Source organism: Pseudarthrobacter sp. R1 (assembly GCF_024494415.1).
Lineage (GTDB): Bacteria > Actinomycetota > Actinomycetes > Actinomycetales > Micrococcaceae > Arthrobacter.
Window position 1 is genome coordinate 206,674 of the sequence record NZ_JAMKFI010000007.1, and the last position, 25,484, is coordinate 232,157.

Genomic DNA, 25,484 nt, shown 5'->3' on the forward strand with positions numbered 1-25,484 from the left:
ACTGAGGTTATGCGGTTCCTCGTTCCGGTTCTGTCGGGTGGCCGCTGGTGGTCTACACCTATTCATGTGCCGGGGGATCAGGAACGACATGACTGAGGCAATTATTGCGCCTGGCTCCGGAAGGCTGTGCTGGGATCCGCCAGTACGAGCCTGCCGCCGGTGTTTGTCCAGTCAATGAGGGTGTGTACAGTGTCCACACTTATACCTGTTCTTCATCGCTACCTGACGGTACTACACTTCAGAACAGGATCTGAAGTAGTGTAAGTGTATGAGCGCATTAGCCACTTCCCGAACGACCTTCCAGTCTTCCGAACTAAGCCGCGCCTCCGCTGAGGCCTTTGCCGCCGCAGCGGATCACCCGATCCAAATTACTCGGCGCGACGGCGAATCTCTGGTGCTCATGTCCGAGAGCGCAGACCGGGCACGGGCGTCACTGCTGGAATTAGCCGCGCAGCTAATCGCTGTCACCACGAGTACTGAGGGGACGCTTGCGAACCGCATGAGTGATCGGTTTCCCTGGATGCTTGCACTGAGCCAGATCGACCGGGAAACATGCGCCTCGGAGATCGTGGCGGCAGCGCGAGCTTCTTTCGCCACCAACCAGCCCCATCTGGCCATTGCGGAACTCAATGCCTGGCGAGAGACCGCAACTGCCATCGCCGCCGGCCTCGGCAAGGAAGCCCTCGAATGGCTTGATGACGCTGAAACCGTCGAGCGTCCCTAAGGCATGGCGAAGAGCGAAAAGGTCGAGCGGCCGACGAAGAAGAGTGAATACGAGCTGCGTTTTGCATCGGTGCAGGCAAAGCGCGGTTGGACGGACCTCAAAGCTACGATCAGGAATTCACTGGTGGATTCGTGGGACTTTCTTACCCGAACTCCGCAGGTGACGACACCTACGAACTATAGGCTGCGTGGTGATCTGGGTAGCGTGTCGCGAGGCGGTGTTCACCACGACAGATGGCAGCACAAGCCCACGTTGAAGGGTGATGCACGCATCTGGTTTTACGTCGTGGACCAGGTTGTCTACTTAGAGCAGGTTCATACAAGCCATCCAAACGAAACAAAGTCATAGCGGAATACGGATAGTCCCCGACCTTCAACGCGGAGATGCAGCGAATGCTGATAACAAGGATTCCGCCACTTTGTAGGCCTCGTCCGAACTAGCAGTCCTCAACCTGCAGGGCCTTGTTGAATGTTCCGGTGCCGGGATCGGCCCAAAAGAAAGTGGGGACGACGCCCACACTTTTCGTCCCGGACTGTCACGCGCAGCGCCTGAACTGCCCCGGATTCCGCATGTTTCCGTGCCCCTGCCGGCTGTATGACAAATATTGATTTCGGCATTTTGGCCTCAGCCGAGCAAAATGGAACCGTGATTGAACGCACTCCTGAACCGGGTGGGCAAGCTGCATTGCCGGGCCTTTTCGATCCAGCAGGCCGGGCCCTAAGACGCGAGCTCGAGGAGCTGCGGCTGGATAATGCTAGATTGCGGAAACTCTTGGAAATCACGGAGGCGGAGTCCAAGGCAGCACACCTGGCTCAGGCTGTAATCCCTTCTGTGGTGCACCAGGGGCCGGTGACCATGAATTCATCGCCGGAAGAGAAGGTCGGACTGTTCCAGGATCTATTCGGGGCGCGCAAAGATGTCTATGCAGTCCGTTGGGAAAACTCGCGGGATGGGCGCTCCGGCTGGGTTCCTGCAGTTGCCGGTGGCTGGCGTAAAGGCGCGGACATTAAAAACGCAAAGTTCATGCCGCTTACTCCGTTCGTTGTTGCCGATCATTTGCGCGGAGCGCTGCATATTGGTCTCTATCCCTTGACGGAGCAGGACGCGTGTTGGTGGGTGGCAGCGGACTTTGATGGCGGCGCCGCAATGCTGGATGCATTGGCATACGCCAAAGCTGCTCGCTTTCGAGGTATCCCCGCAGCGCTGGAGGTGTCCCAATCCGGTCGGGGCGGCCATGTCTGGATCTTCTTTAGTGCCGCAGTCCCGGCTTCTGCAGCACGCCAGCTTGGCACCGGTCTCATTCATGAGGCGATGGCCTTGCGGGGCAGCATGAGTCTGGCCAGCTATGACAGGCTTTTTCCCGCTCAAGACGTTCATTCAGGCAAAGGTATGGGGAATCTGATAGCCGCCCCGCTGAACGGCAAGCGCCGCCAGCATGGCACGACGCTGTTCCTCGACACAACAACCCTGGAACCATACGAGGACCAGTGGGCGTATCTATCCAGTCTGGCTCGGCTTTCGGAGCGCGAGGTTCGCGAGCATATCCGTAGGCTTCCGGCCGTGAGGTTGGGAGGAGACGTTCGGCGGCTGGAAATGCCGCAATCGTCCGCGATTGTTCCACGCCCCGCACTGATTGTTCGGGCAGGGTTCGCATCACGGTTGACCATCAAAGCGGCTGACCTTGGCCCGGCCATGGTCTCAGCCGTCAAGCATGCTGCGTCCATGCCGAACCCGGAGTTTTATGAACGCCAGCGCCAGAGGCGATCGACGTGGAATATTCCTCGATACCTGCGCAACTACGACGAAACGCTGGAGGGCGATCTTATCTTGCCCCGTGGTTTGCTGCTCCTGTTGCAGCGACTCGTGGAGTCGAGTGGTAGCTCGCTGCGCATCGATGACCAACGCGTGGAAGGCGTGGCCCACAGCTTCGAGTGCTCGGCCCGCCTGCGCCCGGAACAACAAAATGCTGTGGACGCCGCCACTGCCGCCGAGCACGGAGTTCTGGTGGCCCCGCCCGGTACAGGAAAGACGGTTATGGCGTGTGCTGCGATGGCACTGCGTGGCGTGTCAACGCTCATTCTGGTTGATCGCAAAGCCTTGGCGGAGCAATGGCGCAGTCGTATCCGTGAGTTCCTGGACGAGAAGTGCGGCCAAATCGGGGGTGGCCGTGCCAAGACCACGGGTCGGGTTGATGTCGCGCTTTTGCCTACGCTGGCACGGCGGGAAAATGTTGCCGAGCTGACCGAAGGCTACGGTTTCGTCATCGTGGACGAATGCCACCACGTCCCGGCGGCAGCGTTCAGCCATGTCGTGAACCAGATACAGGCCCGGTACTGGCTGGGACTGACGGCAACACCATATCGGCGGGACAAATTGGACTCGCTGATCTACCACCAGCTCGGCCAAATCTCACACACTATGACCCCTGCTGTTCCGCAGCAGCTTCCAACGCACGCACACGAGATTGCCGAACCGGCGCTAACTTTGGAACTGCACCGGACCTCCTATGCGTATGACGGGGCCGCAGAGCCCAGCGAACCGGGTGGGATGTCCGCCATCTACAAGGACTTGATCGTCAATGAGGAACGCCTGCAGCAAATTTACGATGACGTCATCGAAGCTTACGAACGGAACTCACGAATACTTGTACTGACGACATGGAAAGCCCATCTTGATTCCCTAAGATCCCGGTTCGAGGCGGCTGGTTTGGAGCCGGTGGTTTTCACTGGAGCGATGAAGGCCAAGGAACGCCAGGCCGCCGTCGACCTCCTTGCCAGCACGAATGATGCGCATCCTCTGCTAGTCTTGGGCACCGGCTCCTACATTGGAGAAGGCTTTGACTGCCCCAAACTGGATACCCTGTTCCTTGCAGCGCCTGTGTCGTTCAAGGGCAGATTGGTCCAGTACGTCGGCCGGGTAATTCGGCCGTACCCAGGGAAAACTGTAGCGACTGTTCACGACTACTACGACGAATCAACACCCGTACTGGCCGCGTCCCTGAACAAGCGGTCGCCGGGTTATGTCTCGCTCGGGTTCCCGGATCCGCGCAAGCTCATGAGCAGATGACATCGTCCCCAGGACGGTAGACGGCTGTGTCTGCGTTGCCGCGGCCACTCGGAAGGTTTTGTCGAGAGGGCCCTTCCGAGCAGGCGAATGCGTCTCACGCCAGTGAACTTCCTGATCCCGCTCAGTATCATCGAACTATGGACATGCACCTCCATGTTTCGGAAGATGGTGACCGGTGTCCGGGTGCGCCTGCTGCCACGGCGCACACCTCCAAGTCGGTGCTTTATGGCCAATTTTACGGTTCGGACGTCCAAGGTCACCGGCGCAGGCAAGAGATCAGCGAGGGTCTGGAGTTCGTGATGAGCCATGATGCGGACCTGCTGAAGCGCCTTGAGGATGTCTGAGGCCTCGCCTTGGTGCATCGCCATGGATGGCAGTTCTCGGCAGCTGACACAGTAGGTTTTGAGACATGACAACCTTTGATCCCTTGCCTAATTCTCGACCTCAGTTGGTTAGGAATCAGCCGCGAGGAAACTATGAGGAGCGATTCGGCATCCTTGCCAAGTACTCCGGTGTCTGCGGTGTTTGCGGAGCCTCTTTGATCCCTGGGGGCAGAATTTTCAAGTTGCCAGAGCCCCGCCGTTCCGCTCAGAACCCGTGGGTTTGCCTAGGCTGTCGTTACCCGGAGAACCGCTCCGAGCCAACCCTTGAGGATGTATTCGTTAAATTGAACCATCGTAACCACACGGGCCGTACACCGGGGCTCAACCGGCACGACGTCCAGCACTTGCTTGCCCTGCACGGATTTCTGAACAGAGAGGTCGCGCTCACTTTGAATGATCTGCCAGCGATGCACAAGCTTCGGAGAGCGCACGACGAACGAGTTTCGGCAAACCTCGATCGCGCTGAACTCCTGGATCTTCTGGAAGGCTTTGTCCGTAACGGCCTGATCAAGCGCGTCGGGCAGGATCGCTACTACTGCATCTCCTCGAAGCGCGGCGCGGGCTCCTAGACTGGGCGCTGTAGTTTTCGTCCGCTGCCACTCCAACAGCCACCGGCGCTTTCGGGGAATCGCTCCTGGTCCATATTTGACTTTGGCACAGCTTTACGAGGCGATCTATGGGCTTGGCGCATGGTGCTGATAGAGCGGACGAGAGCTTGTGGATAATGTCCACACTTTTCACCTCGGAGTGCCTCGTACAGCCACCGGACTGGTCCCGTTTCCGCATGTTTTAGCGGCTTCCCAGTGTTTGCAAGGCCTTGAATGCAGTTCGAGTCCCACCTCGGGCACAGCATGACCCCTCCTCAGAGGGGTCTTTTGCTTTAACGTGTTGACATGGTTTGTGGTGGCGTCCCTCTGACGCTAGGTGCGCGGGCTGGAGCCTGGCTGCCCGCGGGGCCTATTCAGGCGTGTGGGGTGGCGGGGGTTCAAGTCCGTGGCTAGTGGGGTTCCCGTCTGCTGTACTGAGGTTATGCGGTTCCTCGTTCCGGTTCTGTCTGGTTGGTCGTGGGTGGCCAACACCTATTTATGCTTCGGGGCTGTGGGTACTACATGACCTCATAGACTTTTCCTTTCGGAGCTTCGTGCGAGACTCTTCGCGGGTGATCAGGAGCGCTGCCGGGGTGTTTGGCGTGCCAAAGAGGGTGTTGACAGTGTCAACACTTGCATCTGCTTTAGGCGTTGCCAGAGCTGTCGCTTGATCGAGCAACGTCGACGATATCCCAGCCCCAACATCCATCACTTTGAGGCGATGACCGGACGGCATAATGGCGTCCGGCAAAACGTCCACGGAGTTTCACTGACGCGCACTGCAAGGGCCGCGGATGTCCGATAGGGGCTCAGTTCTGTTTCGCCGATCGCCAGCTAGATAGGGATGAAGCCAGATTCTGATGCCCAGAGGCTTCGTATTACGTCAGGTTGGGGTGTTCCTCAACCGGACATACGCCTGGCACGCGAGCAAGGTTTGCCTGGTAACGTCTCCTGCTGCCTGTGACTTTCGGCGGTAAATGGCAGCGTTTTGACAGTGCTATTTGGCGCCTGGTGCAGTCCAAAGATCCATCGATCTCTGCTTCAGAGAACGAGATTGCCAGCGATTCACGATGAGGTTCTGGATGGCGGGAGGAGGCTCCTGTACTGGCCTTTGAAGTAGAGGAGCGGGTCGGGTTGATGGATCTGAGGTGCTCCTAGTTCATTGACGTGTCCGATGACGATGATGTGGTCGCCGGCGTCGTGTTCGGCGTGAATAATGCAATCGAGCCATGTGAGGGTGCCGTCGAGGATGGGGTTGGCGTTGTTAGTGGGGTTCCAGGTGATGCCGGCCCATTTGTCGGTGCCTCGACCGGCGAACTGGTTGGAGATGGTTTCTTGGCTGACCGAGAGGATGTTGACTGCGAAGGTTCCTGTGCCGCGGATGCGGGGGTAGGTGGTGCTGGTCTTCATGACGCTGAAGGACACCAGGGGTGGGTCGACGGAGACGCTGTAGAACGATTGGCAGGAGAAACCGATCGGACCTTCGGCATCGTGGCCGGTGATGATGGTGATCCCTGACGCGTACTGGCCGACCGTATCCCGAAAACGGCTCTGATCAATGGTGTTGGTGGTGTTACTGGTGGCTGGGTTGTCTGTGCTGGTGGTTGTCCTGGTATGGGGTCCGTGAGGCGGGGGTCCAGTCCGTATTGTGCGGGTGCGCCGAGGTGGTCGCGGAGTGTGGTGCCGTCGTAGTCGTGGTGGTAGACGCCGCGGTCCTGCAGGAGGGGGACGACCTCGTCAACGAAGGTGTCGATACCGTCTTCGTTGACGTCGACGGAGACCCAGAACCCGTCGCAGGCTCCGGCTTCGAACCATTCCTGCATATGATCCGCTGTGACTGATGCGTCGCCGACGGGGGTGGGGTGGTAGTCGATGACGCCGTGGGCGAGGATGTCCCGGATGGTCCATCCTTCACGTGCGACTTGCAGCGCCCGTGGGGAGCGGGGGTCGAACGGGCTTGGAGACGCGGCCGCCAGCTGAACGGGCGTAAGGGGTTCGTCGAGCTGGCCGGCGTCGAGCTGGAGGTTCAGCATCGAGCCGAGGTAGGGGACCCGCGATGCTGCTGTGAGCTCGCCCAATTGCACGCGTCGGTCCAGGGCGTCGCGTTTGGTCTTGCCGATGGCGGGCATGACTCCGGCGAAGAACTTGATCTCATCCGGGTTTCGTCCTGCCCTGCGGGCGGCGTCACGGTAGGCCTGGCGCTGCTTGCGGGCGTCGTCGATGGTGAAGGTGGAGCCGATGACACCGTTGGCGTACCATCCAGCGAGGTCGAGTCCGTTGGCGCCACCTCCGGCGGAGAAGATGACGGGCTGTCCCTGCTCGGATGGTGGGATGGGTAGTGGCCCGCGGGAGGCGACGTATTCGCCCTGCATGTTGATGGGTTGGACCTTGTCGGGGTGGGCGAACCGCCCGGTTTTTTGGTCCTTGATCCACGCGTCCTGCTGCCAGCTTCCCCAGAGTGCTTGGGCGATCTGGATGGTTTCGTGGGCGCGCTGGTATCGCTGCGGCCGCGGTGCGATGCCTTGGCCGAAGTTGGCCGCAGAGTTGGGGTCGCTGGTGGTGACTGCGTTCCATCCGGCGCGGCCACGGCTCATCACGTCCAAGGCTTTGAACTGGCGGGCGATGTTGAAGGGTTCGTTGAAGGTCGTGGAACCGGTGGCAACGAGGCCGATGCGTTCGGTGGCCCGCGCGATTGCCGCGAGGGTCATCATGGGCTCGAGGGTGATCTGTGGTGCCTCATGATCGACGTCGGCTTGCAGGCCGGGGGAGTCCGGGAGGAACAGGAAGGCGACTTTTCCCCGTTCAGCGGCCTGCGCGTAGCGGACCTGCGCGTCGAAGCTTGTGTAGTTTGCAGGATCAACGTTGGGGGCGCGCCAGGCTGAGGTCTGCGATCCGTATCCGTTGCCCAGGTGCATGCCCAGGATCATCTGTGGCTTGGTCATTGGTTCTCCTTGTACTGCTATGTCGTGCTTGCCGTGGTGCTTGCTGTGGTGCCTGTCTTGATGCTCGACATGCTGCGTGGAGTGCGGTTTGCCGGGCGCCGCTGTGCCCCGGTCCTTCCGGATGAGCTGGTGGTACCGGGTGACTTGTCCAGTTCCAACGTTGCCACTAATGTGAAGGTCAAGTTTGCCGGACAAGTGATGGAGAGGGTTTATGCGGATTGGTGAGTTGGCGAAGAAGACGGAGGTTCCTGCCCGGATGCTGCGGTACTACGAGGAGCAGGGCTTGATTTCTCCTCGTCGTCTGGAGAACGGGTACCGGACCTATGACGACTACCTGGTCGATCGGGTGAAGAAGATCCGAGGGCTGGTCGATTCCGGGATCCCGACGCGGATCATCTCGAACATCCTGCCGTGCCTGGACCAGCCGCAGACCATCGTTGTGAAGAACGCCGAGCCCGGGTTGCGGGAGCAGCTGGTGACGGAGCGGGACCGCATGTCGCAAAAGATCGACGTCCTCATCCAGAACCGGGACTCGATCACCCGGTACATCGAGGCCATTGATAATGCCATGAGCTCGTCACGCCAGACCGCACGTGCCAGCTAGCCACCGGGCATCGTTTTCCGGCCCCGGGTGTCTCAAGGTGGAGGCCGGAAGAGTCCCGCTTCTGACCTCCACTCCTTCGCTACTCATGCGACCTCAACCCGAGCCATGCCCCCGTTATCGTCGCTCGGACCAGACTTCAGGTGTTGTCGGCCGCGGTAGGGGCTTTGCTAACGAACAGGGTGCCGATGACTGCGCCGAGGGCGAGGATCGCGGCGACGGTAAAGGCGGCACGTCCGGCGTCGATGCTCTGAGAAGGGCTGAGGGCGCCTGTCTGGGTGGCGTTCGCTCCGATGGTGAAGGCGGAGATGAGGATCGCGCCTCCCGCAGCTCCGGCCAGCTGCTGGACGGTGGAAAACGCTGCGGTGCCGTGCGCGTACAGCTCGGCCGGCAGTGAGCCGAGGGCTGAGGTAGTCATCGGAGCCCACATCAGTGCCTGTGTTCCGGTGATCACCAGGTACGTGCCCAGGGCCAGCCAGACGCTGGTGTTCTCATCGATGGTGGTCAGGAACCAGATGGCCGCCGCCCAGACGATCGAGCCGGGAATCGCCAGGGGCTTCGGTCCGACCTTGTCGTAGATGCGTCCGCCGAGTGCGGAGACTATCGCGATCATCGCTCCGCCGGGGAAGAGGAACAGTCCCATCTGCAGGGTGTCCAGTCCGAGGACGGCCGTCAGGATGAGGGGCAGGACGAGGACGACGCCGAAGCCGTTCATCGCGACGAAGACCATCACGATCGTGGGCAGGACATAAGCGCGCGTCTGGAAGATCCGCATGTCCAGGAAAGGGTTCCCGTTGCGCTGCAACCGGATCTGACGGTGGACGAACGCCGCGACGCCGATCAGGCCGATCAGGATGGGGATGTAGGGGGCGACGGGTGCGTGGCCGGAGACCGATTCGCCGATGGATGCCAGCCCGAAGACCAGCCCGCCGAACCCGACGACGGACAACAGCAAGGAGAGCACGTCCAGGGTGACCCGCTCGGGGACTGTGACGTTCCTGAGCTTCGCTGCGCCGAGGATCAGTGTCGCTACGATGATCGGCAGCATGAGGATGAACAGCCACCGCCAGGAAAGCTGGGACAGGACCAGCCCGGAGGCTGCGGGGCCGACGGCCGGCGCGATGGCGGGAACCGCCGTGACGAGGGCCATCATCCTGCCCTGCCGGGACGCCGGAACCAGGCGCATGGTCGTCGTGATCAGCAGGGGCACGAACACCGCAGTACCTACGGCCTGAATGATCCGGCCGGTGAAGAGCACACCGAAGCCCGGGGCGACCGCGGCGATGACCGTTCCAATCAGGAACAGCGTCATGGAACCCAGGAAGATTGCTCGGGTGTTGAACCTGCGCATCACGAAGCCCGTGGCAGGAATGAGCACGGCCAGGGTCAGCAGGTACCCCGTCGTCAGCCACTGACCGGTCGTCGGGCTGATGTCCAGATCGGTGATCAGCGTCGGCAGGGCGACGCCGAGCATCATCTCGTTCAGCATGACCACGAAGGCCGAGACCATCAGTAGCCCGATGATTATCGCGCTACCCGGCGCCAACCGGTCATTGGACGAAACCGCAGGGGCGCCGACGGCCGACCCTGAGGGAAGGGTTTCTATTGTGGACTGGTTCGGACTAGGTGCCGGCATAGGGCTCTCCTGATAGAGGGATGGTTTGGAGACGGGGTTCAGTAGCACGACTGGATACCGGAAGCCAGTGATGCGTCTCCGGTGTGAATGAGGGTCGATAGGGGGCGCCGGGGCGAAAGAGATCTCCGCGAGACGCGGACAGACTGGACACCGCACAGGCACCCCACCCGGGAAGGTGCTGGCGTGACAAAGGCAGGAATGGGAAACTCACCAGATCATCGTGCAACCTTGCCACCTATGAGAAGGTCAAGTTCACGGAGCTGATGTGACGAACTGCACTACCCGGAGGGCGGCGCTTTTGGTGTCTCTACTTGACCTTGACACTGTTGGAAGGTTTGACACTTAGAATGCTCATTCACTCTCCAAGGAAGGCTATTCATGAAAATCGGCATTCTCGGCGCAGGCTCAATTGGTTCCGCATTGGCCCTTAAACTCGCTGCAGCAGGCCACGAAGTCAAGGTGGCCAACTCGCGGGGACCGGAAACAATAAACTCCGATGTCCTCGTGACAGGCGCGACCGCAGTGGAAGCGGCCACCGTTAGGCACAACATTGAAGTCCTCATCACTTCGATCCCGCTCAGCGCCATGCCGGCAATCAAACCCCTTGTCGCAGATCTTCCCAGGGGTGCCATCATCATCGACACGTCAAACTATTACCCTCTCCGGGACGGGCACGTACAAGCCCTCGATGAGGGACAGGTTGAAAGCATCTGGGTAGCGGAGCAGATCGGCCGCCCTGTCACGAAAGCCTGGAACGCGATTCTCTCCCAGACCTTCCAAGCCAAAGGGGTCGCAGCAGGACAAGTAGGCCGTCTCGCCATCCCCGTGGCAGCCGACCACGAGGCAGATCAGCAGATCGCGATGAGCTTGGTGGAGGACACTGGGTTTGACGCCATCTACGCTGGCCGTCTTGCTGATTCCTGGCGACAGCAGCCCGGAGCGCCCGCCTACTGCACCGAGCTCACCCGTGACGAGTTGCCAGACGCCCTGGCCCGCGCGGACAAGGACCTCCTGCCCAGCCGGCGTGATCAAGCCATGGCCACCATCGGCCAGAAGTTCGACTCCCTCACCACCGACGACGTCGTCACCATCAACCGGACCACCTACGCCTAGAGGAAACTCACGGGGCTACAACAAGTAACGGTAGGATTCCGGCCCGTTCGGGTTCGTCTCAAAAAACAAACCTTTGGCAGGACGTCGACTACCAAATCGCCCGATCCTGCCGTCGTGTGATCGAGGTGGAAACTTCGGCTTTAAACGCCGAGAACAAAAATTCTGTGAGGCTGGCTCGGAAGGGAACGCCCCTGCCTGCTGATCCTGTTGCCGGAACTGGTGGGACTCTCGTTCGTCCATGGCTTGGGGAAAATTCAGGTTATCCACGGCTGCGATTGGGAGCCGTTGGGGTAGCTCTGTGGCAGCGTTAGCGGTAGATAACCTATGAGAACTGTCCCCGGCTGTGGGCGGCAGTCGCATGTTCTACTTCACGGTGAAGGAGAGAACCACTTTCCGATGTCAGGTTGGGTAAACCCCACCTGACATCTTCGGGTGACCAGCGAGGCGAAAACCGGTTCGGAGCGCGTTCAGCGCGGCGTGAGTCTAGGGCGACCGGTTCTGGCCGAACCCCAGCGCTGGTCCCAGCCGTCGGGCCGATGCAGCAGAGCTTCGTTGACCCACTTCATAACGTTGGGCGACCCTCGACAGTGATCTTCTCGGCCTGAATCAGCCACGGGTTGTCGGTTGGGGCCAGCTGCGCACGTCACGCAGCACCAACTCCCGCAACGGGTGTTCGGTGGAGACGACATCGAGGCCGGAAACCTCGCCGATGCCCTCGAAGATGATCTTGCTGGCCGATGTCAACTGACGGATCCTGCTGACCTCTCACGGGACGTTTCGCGTCGCCTCTGTGGGACACCCCGTGCGGGTCCATTTTGAGTCATCGAGCAGGGGCTAGATAGAGCTGACGCCGTGGACAACGAAGCCGGTCCGCTATGAAAGAACGAAAAGACGGTGCTGACTTATAGCAAGGCCGAGGCCGAGCTCTGTCTTACGGCCGCTACTGACTTCCGGCCCGCTGAAAGGAAATCGGCTCGAGCTGGTCCGAATATGGAATAGGCCGTCGGCATGGGAGGCCTCCGTCAAACCCGGGAGCCGTCCCGAATGAGACAGTAAGGGTCAGCTGAAAATCACCCGAAAGACATCTCAGCGCAACCTTCGGACGGCAGACTGTGACTAGGGGGAGCCCTCCGAAATGGAAAGGACCTGAAATGGTCAGAAATCGCGACATCATTGGCTCCTACGACCAGCTTAAGCCGGGGGACGCCATCGAAGCGTTTCATGGGAGCGTTCTGGTCCATCGTGGGCCGATCACCGACGTCGCCCCGGACCAGGATTTATTATGGATCCTGGACACGTTGACAGGGAGCCGCCGCCTTCTCGACACCTCCGAACTCGAGATTGTGCGCTTGCCCACGCACCATCGAGAAGTCCTTGTCGGGCTACCAGGTTATTAGCGCCCGTTCTCCCTAAACCGGCGTGTAGGCCCCGGTTGCGGACGCACTCCAGCACCGGCAGCCATTGAAACGAGCTTCTCGTGGCAGATGACCTGTTTGATGTGTTCCTCCGGGACGCGACCGCTTTTGACCCTTAGTCAGGCACCACTATTGAACCGGACCCCCTTTTCGGCCTCTACACCAGTTGGTGCAGCATCACCTGCCAACAGCCCTGCACGGAAGCGTCATTCTGGGAGGAAGCGAAGAGTTCACACTTTCGGACCGGGTCCGGGACAGGCTCAGCTCCGTCTTCGCGACTGATGAGGCCACTGAGAAGCTGCAGGCCCCCGGTTGGGTCAACAGGTCGGGACCTTGGTCGCCACAGGTTTCCTGGTCGACGCTGCCTTCAAGGAAAGGGTCGCGCAAGCGAAGTGAATTGGCTTGGCGCACCAGCTGCCGCCGTCAGAATGAAATTTAAGTCCTCGTTGCCACCGATGCGACAATGGCGCGAAGCCAAAAACACCACGATAAAGGACACCAAAAACGACTGGGCGGGATTCACCTGATTACGGAACTACGAAAAGCATGTCCTTTGTCCGCAATGCCGTCAGCAGTAGCAGAACGTCCCCCTCGGCAGAGGGTTAACGCGAATTTCAAAAGGTGGCGAATCCTTGGCTTGTCGGTCGAATCTGACACAGTCCAGCTTAAATATCGCGATCACCAAGCTGACTTAAGAAAGTTGGCGCCATTTAGAAGGGCAGGCTGTTGCTGCCAATAATGAGACGATCGGTGGGGTTCTCTTTTTCATTGAAGGCATCTTGGGATAAAAAGCGCAGATGATGAAGACCTAAAACGGTAAGATCCTTTCTGGCCCGCATCCTCCCTATTTCCGTTTCACAGTAGTGATGAAGTAGGGACACGTTTCGCAGAAACTGCGTTTGATCCGGCACTAGTAGGTGCGCCTTACCGAGACCACTTCACGGCATCGCCGTGGCGATCGTGGATGCGGAAATAGCGGGAAGCCGCCGCGCTCCTGTCACTGTGTCAGGATCCATAACAGGCCAGGCCAGGCGCACTGCCCCTCACTGGTCCCCTGAAACTAAGGTGTCATGAAAGAACGCGTCAATTGCCTCTCCTGGGGAGTGCTCGTGGCAGGAGACGATGATGCCGTCATCGCTGGCCATACTTGTTCCTCCACATTCGACGGATCCCTTCCTGAGTTTTGCAGGCCTACGGTGGCCTCCACGTGTCCTGCGGATGATGTTTGCCTGACATCTTGGGGTGTTTCTTTAGTAGCTCTGGCCTTTAATCCCGGTAGCACTGCCACCACGACTTTTTTGATCACGGCTTTGTCTGCACAACGAAGCCATGCCCTATCGATGGACGAGCGGCCACAGAACCATATCCGCAAATACCTCCATTGCAAGATGAGGCAAACTATCTCTTGATGAACAAAGGGATAACTTTTGGAAAGGGGACGGTTTCGCGTGAAAATTAAGCGTGATTAGCAGGTAGTCCCTAATTTCTTTTTTGAGTACTTACTACTCATGTTTTTCGTTCCGGCGCCCTTTATGGTTGAAGCGTCGAGTCACTTCTTGTGGCTTGACTCGCGTGACCTTATTGCTGGTGTTGCATACGAAGTACCAAAAGTCAGCGGCCAACCCGCTCCGGTGGTTGTCGAAGCCGGCGTTCACGTTCCTAAACTTCACCATCAAAGCTTCACGTCCACCCATAAACCGTTTTGCCGTTATTGGCTACGTTCCCCTGAATTGGAAGCTGCTTCCAAAAAGGGCGACAACTAACATTCGTTTTAGGCAGGGAGACTGCGATGATCCAGCTTTCAATGTCCAAACATCACCAAACCGCCCGCCCTCGTTCCGCCGGCGCCGTGGCAACCACGCGACATCAATCGTGGGACTCTTCGTTGCGCGTTGTCGGCGCCACGCGGCTAAGTGCCGCGTGGTCGAGGACAGCAGAACAGAACCTGTCCAGTGCCGTTTGTTCAGCAAAGGGGCCTATCCGGTGAGGCACTTCGAAAATGTCACTGTGTCTGCCCAGGTGACCTTCGGCCGCGACGGGGCGATGTTCGACGGCTTTGTTGGCTTTATCGCTCAGCTCAGCTTGGTGCTTTGGGTTCTGGTGGTCCTCACCATGATCGTCCGCTTCGTGGGTATTTGGATTTATCGGGACACTACGCGCGCAACTCCAGCCAAGATCCCCGCGGTCGGGTCCCCTAAGGCTCAGTCCGCAACAACAAGGGCCGACGCCGGTAGGAACGCCCCTCTCGGTGGGGCCCTGCAGCCCACCAGACGGCAGACCGAGGTCGCGGGTGCGACAGTTTCAGGCCTTGCTATGCACAAGGTGCACCTGGAGAACCGGTCCGCCGGGCAGGTACGCGGGCTCGCTGGCAACTCGACGGGGGCATAACCATGGACTTCGCCCTCTTGGTCTTTTGGCTCTTCGCGGGCGTCAGCATCCTTTATGTCGTGCACTTCGGCCTCTACCTGGCGGGTGCCAACTTCTACGACGTTTGGCAGCAGCGGCGAAAGGGCATGAAGGGCGTCCGGCTCCCCGCCGCGTACCAGCCTGAGTGTGCGGTGACGGCCACCTGGACCCGCAAAGGGTTCCCCGAGGTACCAGGGCTGGTGACCGTGGTGATCGCGGCTCACAACGAGGAAGCCGTGATCGTGCGGACCCTCGAATCGATCCGGCGGAGTACCTACCGTTCCTTCGAGGTCCTAGTCGCTGACGATGCCTCCGGTGACCTCACCGGGCGGCTGGTCCGTGATTATCAACTGCGTCATCCGGAAATGGACCTGCGCATCGTGAGAATGAAAAAGAATGTTGGCAAAGGTGCTGCGCTCAATGCAGCGCTTCGACGGCATGCACGCGGACAGTTCGTCATGACGCTCGACGCGGATTCCATCATCAGGCGGGACGCCATCAAGAATGCGCTCAGCTATTTCGAGGACCCGCACGTCGCGGGTGTCGCAGCCAACGTGCAGATCATGGAGCAGACTACGGCACTGGGCATCCTGCAGCGCTTTGAACACATGATCGGCTACCGGTCCAAAAAGCTGTACTCGCTGCTGAATTGTGAGTTTGTAGTGGGCGGTGTGGCGTCCACGTACCGGATGCGCGTGCTGCGCAAGGTCGACTTCTACGACACGGACACGCTGACGGAGGACATCGGCCTCAGCGCGAAGATCACGAACCTGGGTAACCGCCGCTTCCGCCTGGTCTACGGCGCCGACATCGTGGCCAAGACAGAGGGGGTGCTTACGTTTCGCGCGCTGGCCAAGCAGCGCTACAGGTGGAAGTACGGAAGCATCCAGAACCTCATCAAGTACCGCGCCATGACCTTGAACTCCAGCCGACGCTACAGCCGCACCTTGACCTATTACCGGATGCCCATGGCCCTGCTGAGCGAGTTCACCCTGCTCGTCTCGCCCCTGGCCTGGACGTACGCCATCTACTGGTCGCTGGCCACCTACACCCCTGCCCTGATCATCGGTGCCTACGCCACCATCACTGCCTACACGCTGCTGACGATCCTGATGGATGAAAACCTTTCACGGCGGGAACAAACGAGGCTGTGCATGTACGCGCCGACAGCCTACTTTTTGTTCTACATCATGGACCTGGTGCAGCTGGTGGCCGCAGTCCGCTGCATCACGCGGGCGCGAGGCCTGGTCCGGCGTCCCGAGATCAACACCTGGAAGTCTCCGCAGCGGACAGGCAGCGCGGCGGTGATAAGTCATGGCTAAGCTCCGGGGAGTCCGCCGGGTATTGCTCAATCCACTCGTCATCATCACCGTCCTGGTCCTCCTGATGAGCGCCGGATGGATGGCGTACACCGGAAGGTTGGGCAGCTTCGCCCACGCGAGGCCCGGGGCCAACCTGCTGCCCGCGCTCTTTCCCGCCATAGTGGGACCTCCGGCGACACCCGGCCCGTCGCCGTCGGCCGGATCGTCACTGGCTTCTTCCGGCGGCTGGACTGCCGCGCACAGCGGGGATGCGGAGACTTCCTTGGGGCTGGTGGCTGGGCAAATGGGCGGACAGGCTCTGAAACTTGATATCACCCAGTACGCCACGGGCGATGTCACGCTCACCAGCCCGCGGGTGGATGTCGCTACCGGCAAGACCTATTTCTTCAAGGCGTTCGCCACCGCGAATGCGGATTTCAGGCTACTCGTTAGGAAGCACCACAAGGACGGCAGCTCCAGCCTGGAGCAGCTGCGGAACCCACTGGAACGGCCAGGCACGTCGGCCTTCACGGTGAGCGACGCGTTCAACAGCGGCGAAAGTGTCACCGCGGTGGAGTACGTCTTCCGCCTCTATTCCGCGGGCACCATCAGTGTGGAGGGCACATACCTGGAGCCAGCGGACGATGTCCAGGTGCCGCCAGCCGCACCGGCGGGACCCAACCTGATCCCAAATCCCGGCTTCGCCGGTATCCAGCCCGGCCAGCCGGCATTCTGGTCGCCGTACTCTTCGGGGACGGCAACGGTTGAGTCCGGGCGCGGTGAGGACAGCCGCGGCAGCTTCCTCTGGACCCGCATCGGGAACTACCAGGACGGCGAAGCGAAATGGCAGTACCAGCCCGTTCCGGCGGCTCCGGACCGCTACTTCAGGTTCGGCGCGGCCTACAAGTCGGACCTCGAGGTTGATGTCGTGGCCGAATTTGAGCTCGCGGGCGGCGGGCGCAGGTTCCAGAACCTGGAGACCGTGCCGCCGGCGGGGGAGTGGACCACCCTCACCGGAGCGTTCCAGGTCCCGGACGGGGCGACCACCGCCATGGTCACCCTGATTTCACACGGAAACGGCATCACGGGCGTCCGCGACTATTCGCTCACCGACATCACCAAACCGGGTCCGCTGCGCTGGAGCCAGCCCATGGTCTCGCTCACATTCGACGACGGCTGGCAGTCCGTGTACGACCGCGCCCTGCCCTTGCTGGACAAGCATGGCTTCCGGTCCACCCAGTATGTCAACCCCAGCTCCATCGAAACGGCCAACTTCCTCACCGCGGCGGAGGTCCAGCAGATGCACCAGGCCGGACACGAAATCGCCGCCCACAGCTACCAGCACGTGGACCTTACCTCTGTCGGCAGGGACCGGCTGGACGACGAGTTGCGCAGGAGCGAGGAGTCCCTGGCGGCCGCCGGCCTTCCTATCGATGGCCTGGCAGCCCCATACGGGCGCTCCGACGCCCAAGTGGACTGGTACGCGAACAAGTATTTCCGGCTTGTGCGCGGCACGGACGATGGAATCAATACCAGGCAGAACCTTGACGTGCGCGACCTGAAGGTCCTCTACGTGACTGACCAGACGACGCCGGACACGTTGAAGGAGGCTCTCGCTGAGACCTCCAGATCCAACGGCTGGCTCATCCTCGTTTACCACCAAGTCGCTGCCCCAGACTCGTCGGGCACAGTGAAAAACACCATTGCGGCGGACAGGAGCACCATCACCAGCGACGTCCTCGCCACCCAGCTGCAGCTCATCGACGAAAGCGGCATCCAAGTCCAACCGGTCGCCCAGGCATTCGAGCAGCTGCAGGGCCCCTGACCACCACCGTGCGGTGCGCCGAGGCGCGTCCGCCACCCCGAGAAATGGAAAAAGTCATGATCAATACAAGAGCAAGATTAACCTGGCATCGCGCCAGGCTCCTGACCATCGGGGTGGCGGTGTGGGCTGTCGCTGCCACACTGTTGACTCCGGCGGCCGCCAACGCCGCCGTGGACAACCCCGCACCAGCCCCGCTGGTGTCCTTCACTTTCGACGACGGTATGCAGAATGCCCTGACGCAGGCCGCCCCAACCCTCAAGAAATACGGGCTCACCGGAACCAGCTACGTCAATACCAACTGCGTCGGCATGACCACCGTGCCCAATACCTGCCGCGCCAACACCGATGTGCCCTACATGACATGGGACCAGATCACGCAGCTGCAGAACACCTACGGCTGGGAAATCGGCTCCCACACCGTGAACCACCAATGCCTTGTCAGCGTGGGCAACGACTGCCAGGCCACCAAGCTGACGGCAGCCCAAGTCGATGCCGAGCTAACCAACAGCAAGGCAACACTGGCGGCACAGGGCTTCAACGCCACCGCATTCGCACCGCCCTACGGTGACTACGACATGTCGGCACTCGCCCAGATAGCCAAGTACTACAGCTCCATGCGTGGCTTCGCCGACACCGGCAACAACCCCTGGCCGCTCGGTGACTACCTGATCCGTAACATCCCCGTGCAGGAGCGAACCACACCCGTCGCTACCCTGAAGGCAAAGGTGGACGAGGCAATTGCGAACAAGACGTGGGCTGTGTTCACGTTCCACGACATCCGGCCCTCGCCGAGCCAGAACCCAGACGACTACCAGTACGGTACGGCCGAGCTCGACCAGCTGGCCGCCTACGTGCAGAGCAAAGTGGCGGCCGGCCAAATCAGGAACGTCAACATCAGCAAAGGCCTCGTGAACGGCAGCCCCAACCTGCTCGCCAATCCGACGTTCAACAATGGGATTGCCGACGGCTGGCGCACGGATGTCCCTTCCACCATTACTGCTGACATCGGGAATAACGGGAGCTACCCCGACTCCGCCAGGTCGGTGAAAATAGTCTCCGGTTCAGCCGCTGGCCACCTGTTCTCGCCGAAGGTGCCGGTCACGGCAGGGACTAACTACCTGTTCAAGTCCTTCCTCAACGTCGCGGCAATCTCTTCCGGTGAGGTCGGGTTCTACGTCGACGAGTACAACGCCGCCGGGCAATGGATTTCCGGGCAGTTCCGCAAGCGGGAGAACAGCCGCTGGGTAGAGTCCATGAACTTCAGCTACACCCCGAGCTCCACCAACGTGGCGTCGGCGAGCCTGCAGGTCTATGTCACAGGAACAGGCGTCACAGCGTATCTGGATAATGTTCAGATGCTGGCGCTTGCCGCCGGGTCGACCCCGCCGGCATCCGTCAACCTCGTCGCCAACGGCGCGTTCGATGCCGGCATCAGCTCGGGCTGGACGACTGACTCGGCGTCCACCATCCAGGCAGACGGCGCCAACCGCGGAAGCCCGGCCAACCCAGTGAATTCGGTAAAACTGACGGCTACCACGGCGAACAGACACCTGTTCTCCCCTCAGGTCGCTGTTACACCCGGGACCTACAAAATCGCCAGCTACCTCAACATTACGGCGCGGACCAGCGGCGAGATGGGCTTCTACATTGACGAATACAACGCCGCGGGGCAGTGGATCTCCGGGCAGTGGAAGCTCGGGGCATCGGCTGCTGGCGTGACCAACGTCGATCTCACGTATTCGCCGAGCACCAGTTCCGTGGCCAAGGCAAGCCTGCAGGTCATCGTCCAGGGCAATTCAGGGCTGCAGGGATACTTCGACGACGTCCGCTGGACCAAGTCCTAACAGCACCAGGTCCTGACGACGGGGAAGAGGAGACGGGATGGCGGAACGACGGCAATCACGGGTGCTGGGAATGGCGTCCGCCCTTCTCGTGGTCCTTCTTATGCTGGGCATCCTGTACAGCTGTTCTGCTCCTAAGCCAGAAAAGACGGTTGACCTGCTGCAGGGGGACTGGCGGGAAGTTCCCGGGATTCGGATGGGCAGCGACGGCCTTCATGTCACTCCCACCGCCAGACGAATTGTGGAGCAGAGCGGGGAGGGCGGCCAGCCGAACCCGCCGCTCAACCTGGCCGGTACCCACTTGGTGGTCGGCGGGGAGTTTTCGCTCAGCGCAACGTTCGCGAATGTGACCGCGGACGCGTCCTGGGCTGTCTATGACCGGCCACCGGTCATCGCGGACGAGTTCCGCGTCGAACCGCCAGGCCTCCGGCTGACCCTCCAAGGCAATGACCTGAACATCGCAGTATTTGACGGAACTCAGAAGAAGGACGTCACCAAGCCGGTGCCGGTGCACGAGGAGCACCAAACAGTGAAGGACCCGGGCGCCGCGCTCACGGTACACCGCTTGGGCGATACGCTCACGGTCAGCAGCGGCAGCGACGCGCTTTCCTCACTGCCTTTCGGCAAGGTGTTCTCGTCAGGGGCCCTGTGGCTTGGCTTCTCCAGTGATTCCGGAGACTTTCAAATCACCTCTCTGAAGGCGGTTGCACCGGGAAGCGCGGGCCTGCAAACCTCCGGTGCTGCCGCCTCGGGCGTGAAGCGGTCAGCCGACGGGCTGCAGACTCTGGCTGCCAGGATCCGCCCGGACTTCCTGGTCGGAGCGGCCGTGGCCCTGGGCCCCCTCACCGGTGACGGGGACTACGCGCGGCAGTTCGTCGAGAACTTCGGTGCCCTTACCCCGGAAAACGCTATGAAGCCGCAATTCCTTTCCCCGCAGCAGGGGGTGTACACGTTCGAGGAAGCCGATGCGATCCTGGCCATGGCCCAAGCCAAAGGCATGGTGGTACATGGCCATACCATTGCCTTCACCGAGGCCATGCCCCGCTGGATGCAGGAGCTCCCTGCAGACTCCGATCAGGAGCGTCGGGCCAGCGCCGACGTGCTGCTGGACTACGTCACCACCGTAACGATGCACTTCAAGGGGCGGCTGGCATCGCTGGACGTCGTCAACGAGCCGTTCGACGTGAACCAGGGGACCAGCATGCAGCAGAACACCTGGTACCGCGTCTTCGGTCCGGACTATCCGGCCATCATTTCCAAAGCGGTTTACGCCGCCGATCCGCAGGTCAAGCAGTACATCAATGAAAACGGGGCCGACGTGCCGGGACGGCGCCAGGACGCCCTGCTCCAGCTCATCCGGGACACCAACGCCAAGGGCGGGCACATCTACGGAGCCGGCCTACAGGCCCACGTTTACGACCTCGAGACGGACGCCATCTCCGCTGAACAACTCACCCGCACGCTTAACCGCTTCGGTGACGCCGGGCTGTATGTCCGCATCTCGGAAAATGACGTCACGGACGGCCAGGGGACGGACGCTCAGGCGAAGCAGTACGCCACCGTGCTGGCCACCTGCCTCCACTCGCCCACTTGCGTCTCCTACACCACCTGGGGAGTGGACGACCGCTACGACTGGTGGATCGACGACGGCGGCAACCTGCGGCAGGGCCACGACCACCTGTTCAACAACGGCCGGCCCACTCCCGCATACGACGCGGTGAAGCGTGCCATGGGCGGCTGACGGCACGGGGCTATTGACCGCCCTGCCCTCGAACCACCGCTTCTGCCACAATCCAATCCGGACGGGGGAGGCTGTTGGAAGTGCCTTACAGGGCACAGGAAATTAGCCAAGATCCTAGTTCAGGAGACTTTTTATGTGTGGAATCACGGGGTATGTGGGCCGTCTGGTTGACGGTGCAATTAACGGTCACAGTGCGCTGGATGTTGTCCTTGAGGGACTGCGCCGCCTCGAGTACCGGGGCTATGACTCCGCAGGGGTCGCCGTGGTGTCCCAGGGTTTGATTGAGTCGCGGAAGAATTCGGGGAAGCTGAGCAACCTGATTGCCGAGCTGGAGGCCCGTCCGCTGCCGGAGACCGTCACTGGTATCGGCCACACGCGTTGGGCGACCCACGGCGGGCCGACGGACCGGAACGCGCACCCGCACCTGGCCGATGACGGCAAGCTCGCCGTGATCCACAACGGCATCATCGAAAACTTCGCCGAGCTGAAGCTTGAGCTGCTGGATAAGGGCGTAACGTTCCTGTCCGAGACGGACACCGAGGTGGCCGCGGCGCTGCTGGGGCCGCCTTCTGCTGCTGGGTGCCGGCCTGGCTGGAAAGCCCTGATTTTGCCTGGGACAGCAGGTCCTGCGCGCTGGACTTCGCCTCGGAAGCGACGTGGGCGGCTTCTTCCTTCGCCGTCTGGGCCACTCCCTGGGCTGCGGTGGCGGCCTGGCCGGCCACGTTCGAAGCCTCTTCCTTGGCTGCCTGCTTCTTGGAGTTGGCGCCGGAATCCGGTGTGCCTGAGGTAGTGAAGGTGTCTTCAGCACCAACTTCTGAGGCGCCGTAAGGGTCCGGGATGGCGGGGTTGGGCGTCTGGGGCCATTGGTTCTCTGTCATCATGCTCTCTTTCGAAAGAAGGGTCAGCTGGCGATCAAGAACCAGCAGTGCTGGCTGTAGTTAGTAAGCATGGTTACTACTTAGATACTAAGCACACTTCCCATTTGCTTTGCAAGGGGGTGTGTTGGTGGACGTTTCGCTGAGAGGTGTTTGCCCGAGGGGTGCAGCGATGTTTTGGCGCTGAATAGTAAGCCTACTTGCGAATAGGATGCTAAGCATGCTTATTGTAGGTAGGTAGCGACGCATGAAGGGGTGAGGACACCCGCACTTCGCCACCTACAGGAAGGCCGCGGCCGATGACCAGCAACCTCGATCCGGATGCACGGAACAGCTACCGCCTTATTACGCTGGCGGCGCGGCTGGTCCAAAGGCGTCAGGATGATGCTCTGGCGCCCCTTGGACTGACCCGCGCCGCGGTGATTGCACTGGAAGGGCTGGCTGCCGGGCCCTTGAACCAGGAGCAGCTTGCGGAAGTGGTCCGTGTGCAGAGCCAGACCCTGGGCCGGGTACTTACCAGGCTGGAAGCATCAGGGCATATCAGCAGGACCCGGCAGTCGGCAGACCGCCGGCAGTTTAAGGTCGAGCTGACAGAAGCCGGCAAGGCTGCGCTGGATGCGGCACGGCAGGCAGAAAGCGATGCCTATCCCGACGATCCCAACATCGCGTGGAAGGTCCTGCACGAGGAACTTTCGAAGTTCATTCGGGCTTTGCCGGCTACCCGGGATCCCGAGGTGGTTCCGTTCCTTGCTCCTGAGCACAGGAACATGCGCCGTCCCCATGGCGGCCGCGGCAGCGGGCTGCGCGGGCTGGACCAGCCGCACCAGTGATGCCAGGACAGTGATGACACAGCAAGAGGGGCAGGGCCGCATGGCCTTGCCCCTCTTGTCCGTGGCGGTCTACTTGTTGTTCTCCTGGTTCCCGGTGGCGTCGTTGTCCTCCAGCAGGCCCCGCTGGGCGAAATCCGCAGCCTCTGATGCTTCAGGCGGCAATGGATCGGAAGCCGGCGGCACGTCACTGGGCGCATAGTCGGCAAGCCCCGCCGCCACCCGCTCCTGTTCGGCCGCTGCCTCGTACACGTCGTCATCTATGTTTTCCGGCATCTTGCCGTGGCCCGTCCGGGTGGGATTCGGCAGCGCGTCTCCTTCCGGGATGATGGCGCCACCGGGCGCACGGTCCTGGTCCTCATTCGAAGTTGCCATGATTCACCTTCCTGTCGCTTGTGGTGGTTGGTTCAGGACGCCGGCACCGCCGGGCCGGTGGGCCAACGGAGCAGGGCGGCCACGTCCACGCCATCCGGCAGGACAGGGCCGGGGACCAGCAGGACCCGCGAGTCGGTCAGGGCCGCAGCCCGCAGCAGTGCCGCCGGAGCGGGAACCTTGCCCAGGAAGTTCGCTCCAAGGGACTCCTCCTCCGCGGTGGCAACCCAGGGCTCCGCGTCGAGTGCGAGCAGCGTCCGCTCGGAAAGGGCTGCCTCGTCCAAGATCAGCACCTCAACCTGTGCCTGCTGCAGCGCGTGCACCACAGCGCCGATTCCGGTGGCGGACTCCGGGTTGGCCTGGCCCTCCTGCATGGCCAGGCGCTCCATGATCTCCTGCTGCTCGGCAGCCCATTGTTCCGCCACCCGCTGGTTGACCTGGTCCTCAAGGAGGGCGCTGTCCGCGCCCGCTGTATGAGTATGGGAGTCGATCATTGACACAAGCGCCTGGCTGGCCTTGGAAAGTTGCTCCTGGACCAGTCTGCGGGCGTGGATATCTCCTGCGAGAACCACCAGCCGGGCGCCGCTGCTGCTCACCACCCGGTCAATCTCTTCGGCCACCTGGTCTGCGTTGCGGCGCCACACATCCTCGGTGTGGTGCTGGAAACGGAGGTGGGCCCAGCCGCCGCCCTGGAACTTGCTGACATGCTCACTTTCTCCCTGCACCTCCTGGGTGCTGGCAGGAGTGCCTGCCCCGGCGTAGTGCAGCCGGATCTCGCCGTGTTCGCGGCTCACTTCGGCAACAACATACGGGAATTCCTCGGGACGGTGCTTGACAAGCGGGAGCAGGTCAGGGATCGGATCCACCGAAATCCGTTCCGCCCCTGCCCGGTCTCCCGGCAGGACCTCGTTGAGCTCCGCCTTGCCCTGGTGCACCAGGACGAACCTCGAAACCGGGGAAGGAACCCCCACTTCGGGCTGCAGTGCCTGTTCCATGGCATCGAGGTCTGCCGGGGATGCGCCAGCGGCTTCGAGCGCGGCCCGGATATTTCCGGGCCTGACGTCGGCTGCTTCCAGGGTGTCAACTGTGCCGGTTCCGGCATCCACGTATGCCGTACACCAGGGCCCGCCCAGCCGGTACAGCTCCGCGTATTCCTTCAGGCTGCCGGTCACTGTTCGTCCTCCTCATCGCTGATGGAGTCCGGGGAGGCTACAGGATTAAGGGCTTCCTGGACCTCAGCAGGATCCGTATCGTCGGGGAAAGGCTCGGTTTCGCGCCATTCCTCCGCGTGGGGCGGTTGGATTCCGTGGACCACGCCCTGGGCTTCGTGTTTCATCTGGTCGTCCACGTTGGGACCGTGTTTGGTATTGCCGCGTTCAGCCATGACGATCTCCTTCGCTCCGTGAATTTAGTATCACAGGCTTACTAGTTCGTCATTTCACGGTAGCACCAGGACGCGGCGGCCAAAAGGGGCAATGAAAGGGAATAGCTTTACGCCGTGCAGGCATCCTTCAGGGCCTGGACTGACCCGGCGGGCACCTGGTCTCCGGCCTCCGCGATCTCGCCCAGCGGCGTCGTGATTTCTGGCGGGATGCCGGCGGTACGGGCGGCTGAGACCAGCCCCCCGAGCACCCGCTTGTCCTCCACGCTGACCAGGCCGTCCTGGACCACCGCGCAAATCTGCCGGTTCACTTCGTCGGCGGCAGCAGTGGCAACCTTCGAAGCAGCATCGCTGGCTGCGTTCCCGGCGGCTTCCTCTACGGCGCCGCAGCCGGCAAGCAGCAGCAAGAGGGGCACAGCGGACAGGGTGGCAAGGCGGCGGTTCATGG

At 61.2% G+C, this 25,484-nt stretch carries 21 protein-coding genes and 1 pseudogene; 14 read left to right on the plus strand and 8 right to left on the minus strand.

The annotated features are described in order from the left end of the window. Positions 1 to 268 precede the first annotated feature (268 nt). The 4 genes from M8J71_RS08815 (at position 269) to M8J71_RS08835 (ending at position 4,742) form a co-directional block, all read left to right on the plus strand. Positions 269 to 724, plus strand: a complete 456-nt coding sequence (locus M8J71_RS08815; RefSeq protein WP_256247535.1) for a prevent-host-death protein — start codon at positions 269 to 271, stop codon at positions 722 to 724. 594 nt (positions 725 to 1,318) lie between these two features. Continuing rightward, a complete protein-coding gene (locus M8J71_RS08825; RefSeq protein WP_256247537.1) occupies positions 1,319 to 3,790 on the plus strand; it encodes a DEAD/DEAH box helicase in 2,472 nt (823 codons plus the stop codon). Between the two features lie 137 nt (positions 3,791 to 3,927). Next, positions 3,928 to 4,134 (plus strand): hypothetical protein, encoded by a 207-nt coding sequence (locus M8J71_RS08830; RefSeq protein ID WP_256247538.1) that lies wholly within the window; start codon positions 3,928 to 3,930, stop codon positions 4,132 to 4,134. Between the two features lie 323 nt (positions 4,135 to 4,457). Then, positions 4,458 to 4,742 carry a hypothetical protein gene (locus tag M8J71_RS08835; RefSeq protein ID WP_256247539.1) on the plus strand — a complete coding sequence of 95 codons (285 nt, stop codon included), beginning with the start codon at positions 4,458 to 4,460 and terminating at the stop codon, positions 4,740 to 4,742. 1,083 nt (positions 4,743 to 5,825) lie between these two features. On the opposite strand, the gene M8J71_RS08840 is transcribed toward M8J71_RS08835, so the two are convergent. Together M8J71_RS08840 and M8J71_RS08845 are read right to left on the minus strand one after the other, a co-directional pair. Next, positions 5,826 to 6,272, minus strand: a complete 447-nt coding sequence (locus M8J71_RS08840; protein ID WP_308292955.1) for a flavin reductase family protein — start codon at positions 6,270 to 6,272, stop codon at positions 5,826 to 5,828. Continuing rightward, positions 6,167 to 7,702 carry an NtaA/DmoA family FMN-dependent monooxygenase gene (locus M8J71_RS08845; RefSeq protein WP_256247540.1) on the minus strand — a complete coding sequence of 512 codons (1,536 nt, stop codon included), beginning with the start codon at positions 7,700 to 7,702 and terminating at the stop codon, positions 6,167 to 6,169. The genes M8J71_RS08840 and M8J71_RS08845 overlap by 106 nt, the downstream gene beginning before the upstream one ends. Before the next feature lie 211 nt (positions 7,703 to 7,913). Between M8J71_RS08845 and M8J71_RS08850 the strand changes: the two genes are divergently transcribed. Next, the gene (locus M8J71_RS08850; protein ID WP_256247541.1) at positions 7,914 to 8,306 is read left to right on the plus strand and encodes a MerR family transcriptional regulator; all 393 of its coding nucleotides are present in this window, start codon (positions 7,914 to 7,916) and stop codon (positions 8,304 to 8,306) included. 136 nt (positions 8,307 to 8,442) lie between these two features. Here M8J71_RS08850 and M8J71_RS08855 read toward each other — a convergent pair whose 3' ends face one another. Further along, positions 8,443 to 9,939, minus strand: coding sequence for a DHA2 family efflux MFS transporter permease subunit (locus M8J71_RS08855; protein WP_256247542.1), 1,497 nt, complete (start codon positions 9,937 to 9,939; stop codon positions 8,443 to 8,445). 378 nt (positions 9,940 to 10,317) lie between these two features. Here M8J71_RS08855 and M8J71_RS08860 point away from each other — a divergent pair, with 378 nt between their 5' ends. After that, entirely contained in the window at positions 10,318 to 11,052 is a 735-nt protein-coding gene (locus tag M8J71_RS08860) for an NADPH-dependent F420 reductase (RefSeq protein ID WP_256247543.1), read from the plus strand. Between the two features lie 606 nt (positions 11,053 to 11,658). On the opposite strand, the gene M8J71_RS08865 is transcribed toward M8J71_RS08860, so the two are convergent. Continuing rightward, the gene (locus M8J71_RS08865) at positions 11,659 to 11,796 is read right to left on the minus strand and encodes a hypothetical protein (RefSeq protein ID WP_256247544.1); all 138 of its coding nucleotides are present in this window, start codon (positions 11,794 to 11,796) and stop codon (positions 11,659 to 11,661) included. Between the two features lie 407 nt (positions 11,797 to 12,203). Between M8J71_RS08865 and M8J71_RS08870 the strand changes: the two genes are divergently transcribed. From M8J71_RS08870 to M8J71_RS08910, 8 genes and pseudogenes are all read left to right on the plus strand, one after another. Further along, complete coding sequence (locus tag M8J71_RS08870) at positions 12,204 to 12,449, plus strand: hypothetical protein (protein WP_256247545.1); 246 nt, start codon at positions 12,204 to 12,206, stop codon at positions 12,447 to 12,449. Between the two features lie 2,001 nt (positions 12,450 to 14,450). Further along, positions 14,451 to 14,855: a hypothetical protein gene (locus M8J71_RS08875; RefSeq protein WP_256247546.1), complete on the plus strand. Its 405-nt coding sequence runs from the start codon at positions 14,451 to 14,453 to the stop codon at positions 14,853 to 14,855. 2 nt (positions 14,856 to 14,857) lie between these two features. Then, on the plus strand, positions 14,858 to 16,195 hold the full coding sequence (locus M8J71_RS08880; protein ID WP_256247547.1) for a glycosyltransferase family 2 protein: 1,338 nt from the start codon (positions 14,858 to 14,860) through the stop codon (positions 16,193 to 16,195). Beyond that, positions 16,188 to 17,999 carry a polysaccharide deacetylase family protein gene (locus M8J71_RS08885; RefSeq protein WP_256247548.1) on the plus strand — a complete coding sequence of 604 codons (1,812 nt, stop codon included), beginning with the start codon at positions 16,188 to 16,190 and terminating at the stop codon, positions 17,997 to 17,999. Before M8J71_RS08880 ends, M8J71_RS08885 begins: the two co-directional genes overlap by 8 nt. A 56-nt stretch (positions 18,000 to 18,055) precedes the next feature. Then, entirely contained in the window at positions 18,056 to 19,843 is a 1,788-nt protein-coding gene (locus M8J71_RS08890) for a polysaccharide deacetylase family protein (protein ID WP_256247549.1), read from the plus strand. Between the two features lie 37 nt (positions 19,844 to 19,880). Next, entirely contained in the window at positions 19,881 to 21,581 is a 1,701-nt protein-coding gene (locus M8J71_RS08895) for an endo-1,4-beta-xylanase (protein WP_256247550.1), read from the plus strand. Positions 21,582 to 21,714: 133 nt separating this feature from the next. Next, positions 21,715 to 22,143, plus strand: a pseudogene (locus M8J71_RS08900) (glutamine--fructose-6-phosphate transaminase (isomerizing)); the annotation flags it as partial. Between the two features lie 612 nt (positions 22,144 to 22,755). Further along, positions 22,756 to 23,286, plus strand: a complete 531-nt coding sequence (locus M8J71_RS08910; RefSeq protein ID WP_256247551.1) for a MarR family winged helix-turn-helix transcriptional regulator — start codon at positions 22,756 to 22,758, stop codon at positions 23,284 to 23,286. A gap of 69 nt (positions 23,287 to 23,355) precedes the next feature. Here the strand turns inward: M8J71_RS08910 and M8J71_RS08915 are convergent, their stop codons facing one another. The 4 genes from M8J71_RS08915 to M8J71_RS08930 all read right to left on the minus strand — a co-directional run bounded on the left by M8J71_RS08915 (position 23,356) and on the right by M8J71_RS08930 (position 25,482). After that, a complete protein-coding gene (locus M8J71_RS08915) occupies positions 23,356 to 23,658 on the minus strand; it encodes a hypothetical protein (protein WP_256247552.1) in 303 nt (100 codons plus the stop codon). 32 nt (positions 23,659 to 23,690) lie between these two features. Then, positions 23,691 to 24,827 carry a baeRF2 domain-containing protein gene (locus M8J71_RS08920; RefSeq protein WP_256247553.1) on the minus strand — a complete coding sequence of 379 codons (1,137 nt, stop codon included), beginning with the start codon at positions 24,825 to 24,827 and terminating at the stop codon, positions 23,691 to 23,693. Next, positions 24,824 to 25,039: a hypothetical protein gene (locus tag M8J71_RS08925; protein ID WP_256247554.1), complete on the minus strand. Its 216-nt coding sequence runs from the start codon at positions 25,037 to 25,039 to the stop codon at positions 24,824 to 24,826. Before M8J71_RS08925 ends, M8J71_RS08920 begins: the two co-directional genes overlap by 4 nt. A gap of 107 nt (positions 25,040 to 25,146) precedes the next feature. Continuing rightward, on the minus strand, positions 25,147 to 25,482 hold the full coding sequence (locus tag M8J71_RS08930; protein ID WP_256247555.1) for a hypothetical protein: 336 nt from the start codon (positions 25,480 to 25,482) through the stop codon (positions 25,147 to 25,149). Between the last annotated feature and the right edge of the window lie 2 nt (positions 25,483 to 25,484).

Excerpts from the sequence above, each read along its gene's own strand:
- M8J71_RS08815 (WP_256247535.1), top strand. The coding sequence starts at position 269 with ATGAGCGCATTAGCCACTTCCCGAACGACCTTCCAGTCTTCCGAACTA.
- M8J71_RS08825 (WP_256247537.1), top strand. The coding sequence starts at position 1,319 with ATGACAAATATTGATTTCGGCATTTTGGCCTCAGCCGAGCAAAATGGA.
- M8J71_RS08830 (WP_256247538.1), top strand. The coding sequence starts at position 3,928 with ATGGACATGCACCTCCATGTTTCGGAAGATGGTGACCGGTGTCCGGGT.
- M8J71_RS08845 (WP_256247540.1), bottom strand. The coding sequence starts at position 7,702 with ATGACCAAGCCACAGATGATCCTGGGCATGCACCTGGGCAACGGATAC.
- M8J71_RS08850 (WP_256247541.1), top strand. The coding sequence starts at position 7,914 with ATGCGGATTGGTGAGTTGGCGAAGAAGACGGAGGTTCCTGCCCGGATG.
- M8J71_RS08855 (WP_256247542.1), bottom strand. The coding sequence starts at position 9,939 with ATGCCGGCACCTAGTCCGAACCAGTCCACAATAGAAACCCTTCCCTCA.
- M8J71_RS08860 (WP_256247543.1), top strand. The coding sequence starts at position 10,318 with ATGAAAATCGGCATTCTCGGCGCAGGCTCAATTGGTTCCGCATTGGCC.
- M8J71_RS08870 (WP_256247545.1), top strand. The coding sequence starts at position 12,204 with ATGGTCAGAAATCGCGACATCATTGGCTCCTACGACCAGCTTAAGCCG.
- M8J71_RS08880 (WP_256247547.1), top strand. The coding sequence starts at position 14,858 with ATGGACTTCGCCCTCTTGGTCTTTTGGCTCTTCGCGGGCGTCAGCATC.
- M8J71_RS08885 (WP_256247548.1), top strand. The coding sequence starts at position 16,188 with ATGGCTAAGCTCCGGGGAGTCCGCCGGGTATTGCTCAATCCACTCGTC.
- M8J71_RS08890 (WP_256247549.1), top strand. The coding sequence starts at position 18,056 with ATGATCAATACAAGAGCAAGATTAACCTGGCATCGCGCCAGGCTCCTG.
- M8J71_RS08895 (WP_256247550.1), top strand. The coding sequence starts at position 19,881 with ATGGCGGAACGACGGCAATCACGGGTGCTGGGAATGGCGTCCGCCCTT.
- M8J71_RS08910 (WP_256247551.1), top strand. The coding sequence starts at position 22,756 with ATGACCAGCAACCTCGATCCGGATGCACGGAACAGCTACCGCCTTATT.
- M8J71_RS08915 (WP_256247552.1), bottom strand. The coding sequence starts at position 23,658 with ATGGCAACTTCGAATGAGGACCAGGACCGTGCGCCCGGTGGCGCCATC.
- M8J71_RS08925 (WP_256247554.1), bottom strand. The coding sequence starts at position 25,039 with ATGGCTGAACGCGGCAATACCAAACACGGTCCCAACGTGGACGACCAG.
- M8J71_RS08930 (WP_256247555.1), bottom strand. The coding sequence starts at position 25,482 with ATGAACCGCCGCCTTGCCACCCTGTCCGCTGTGCCCCTCTTGCTGCTG.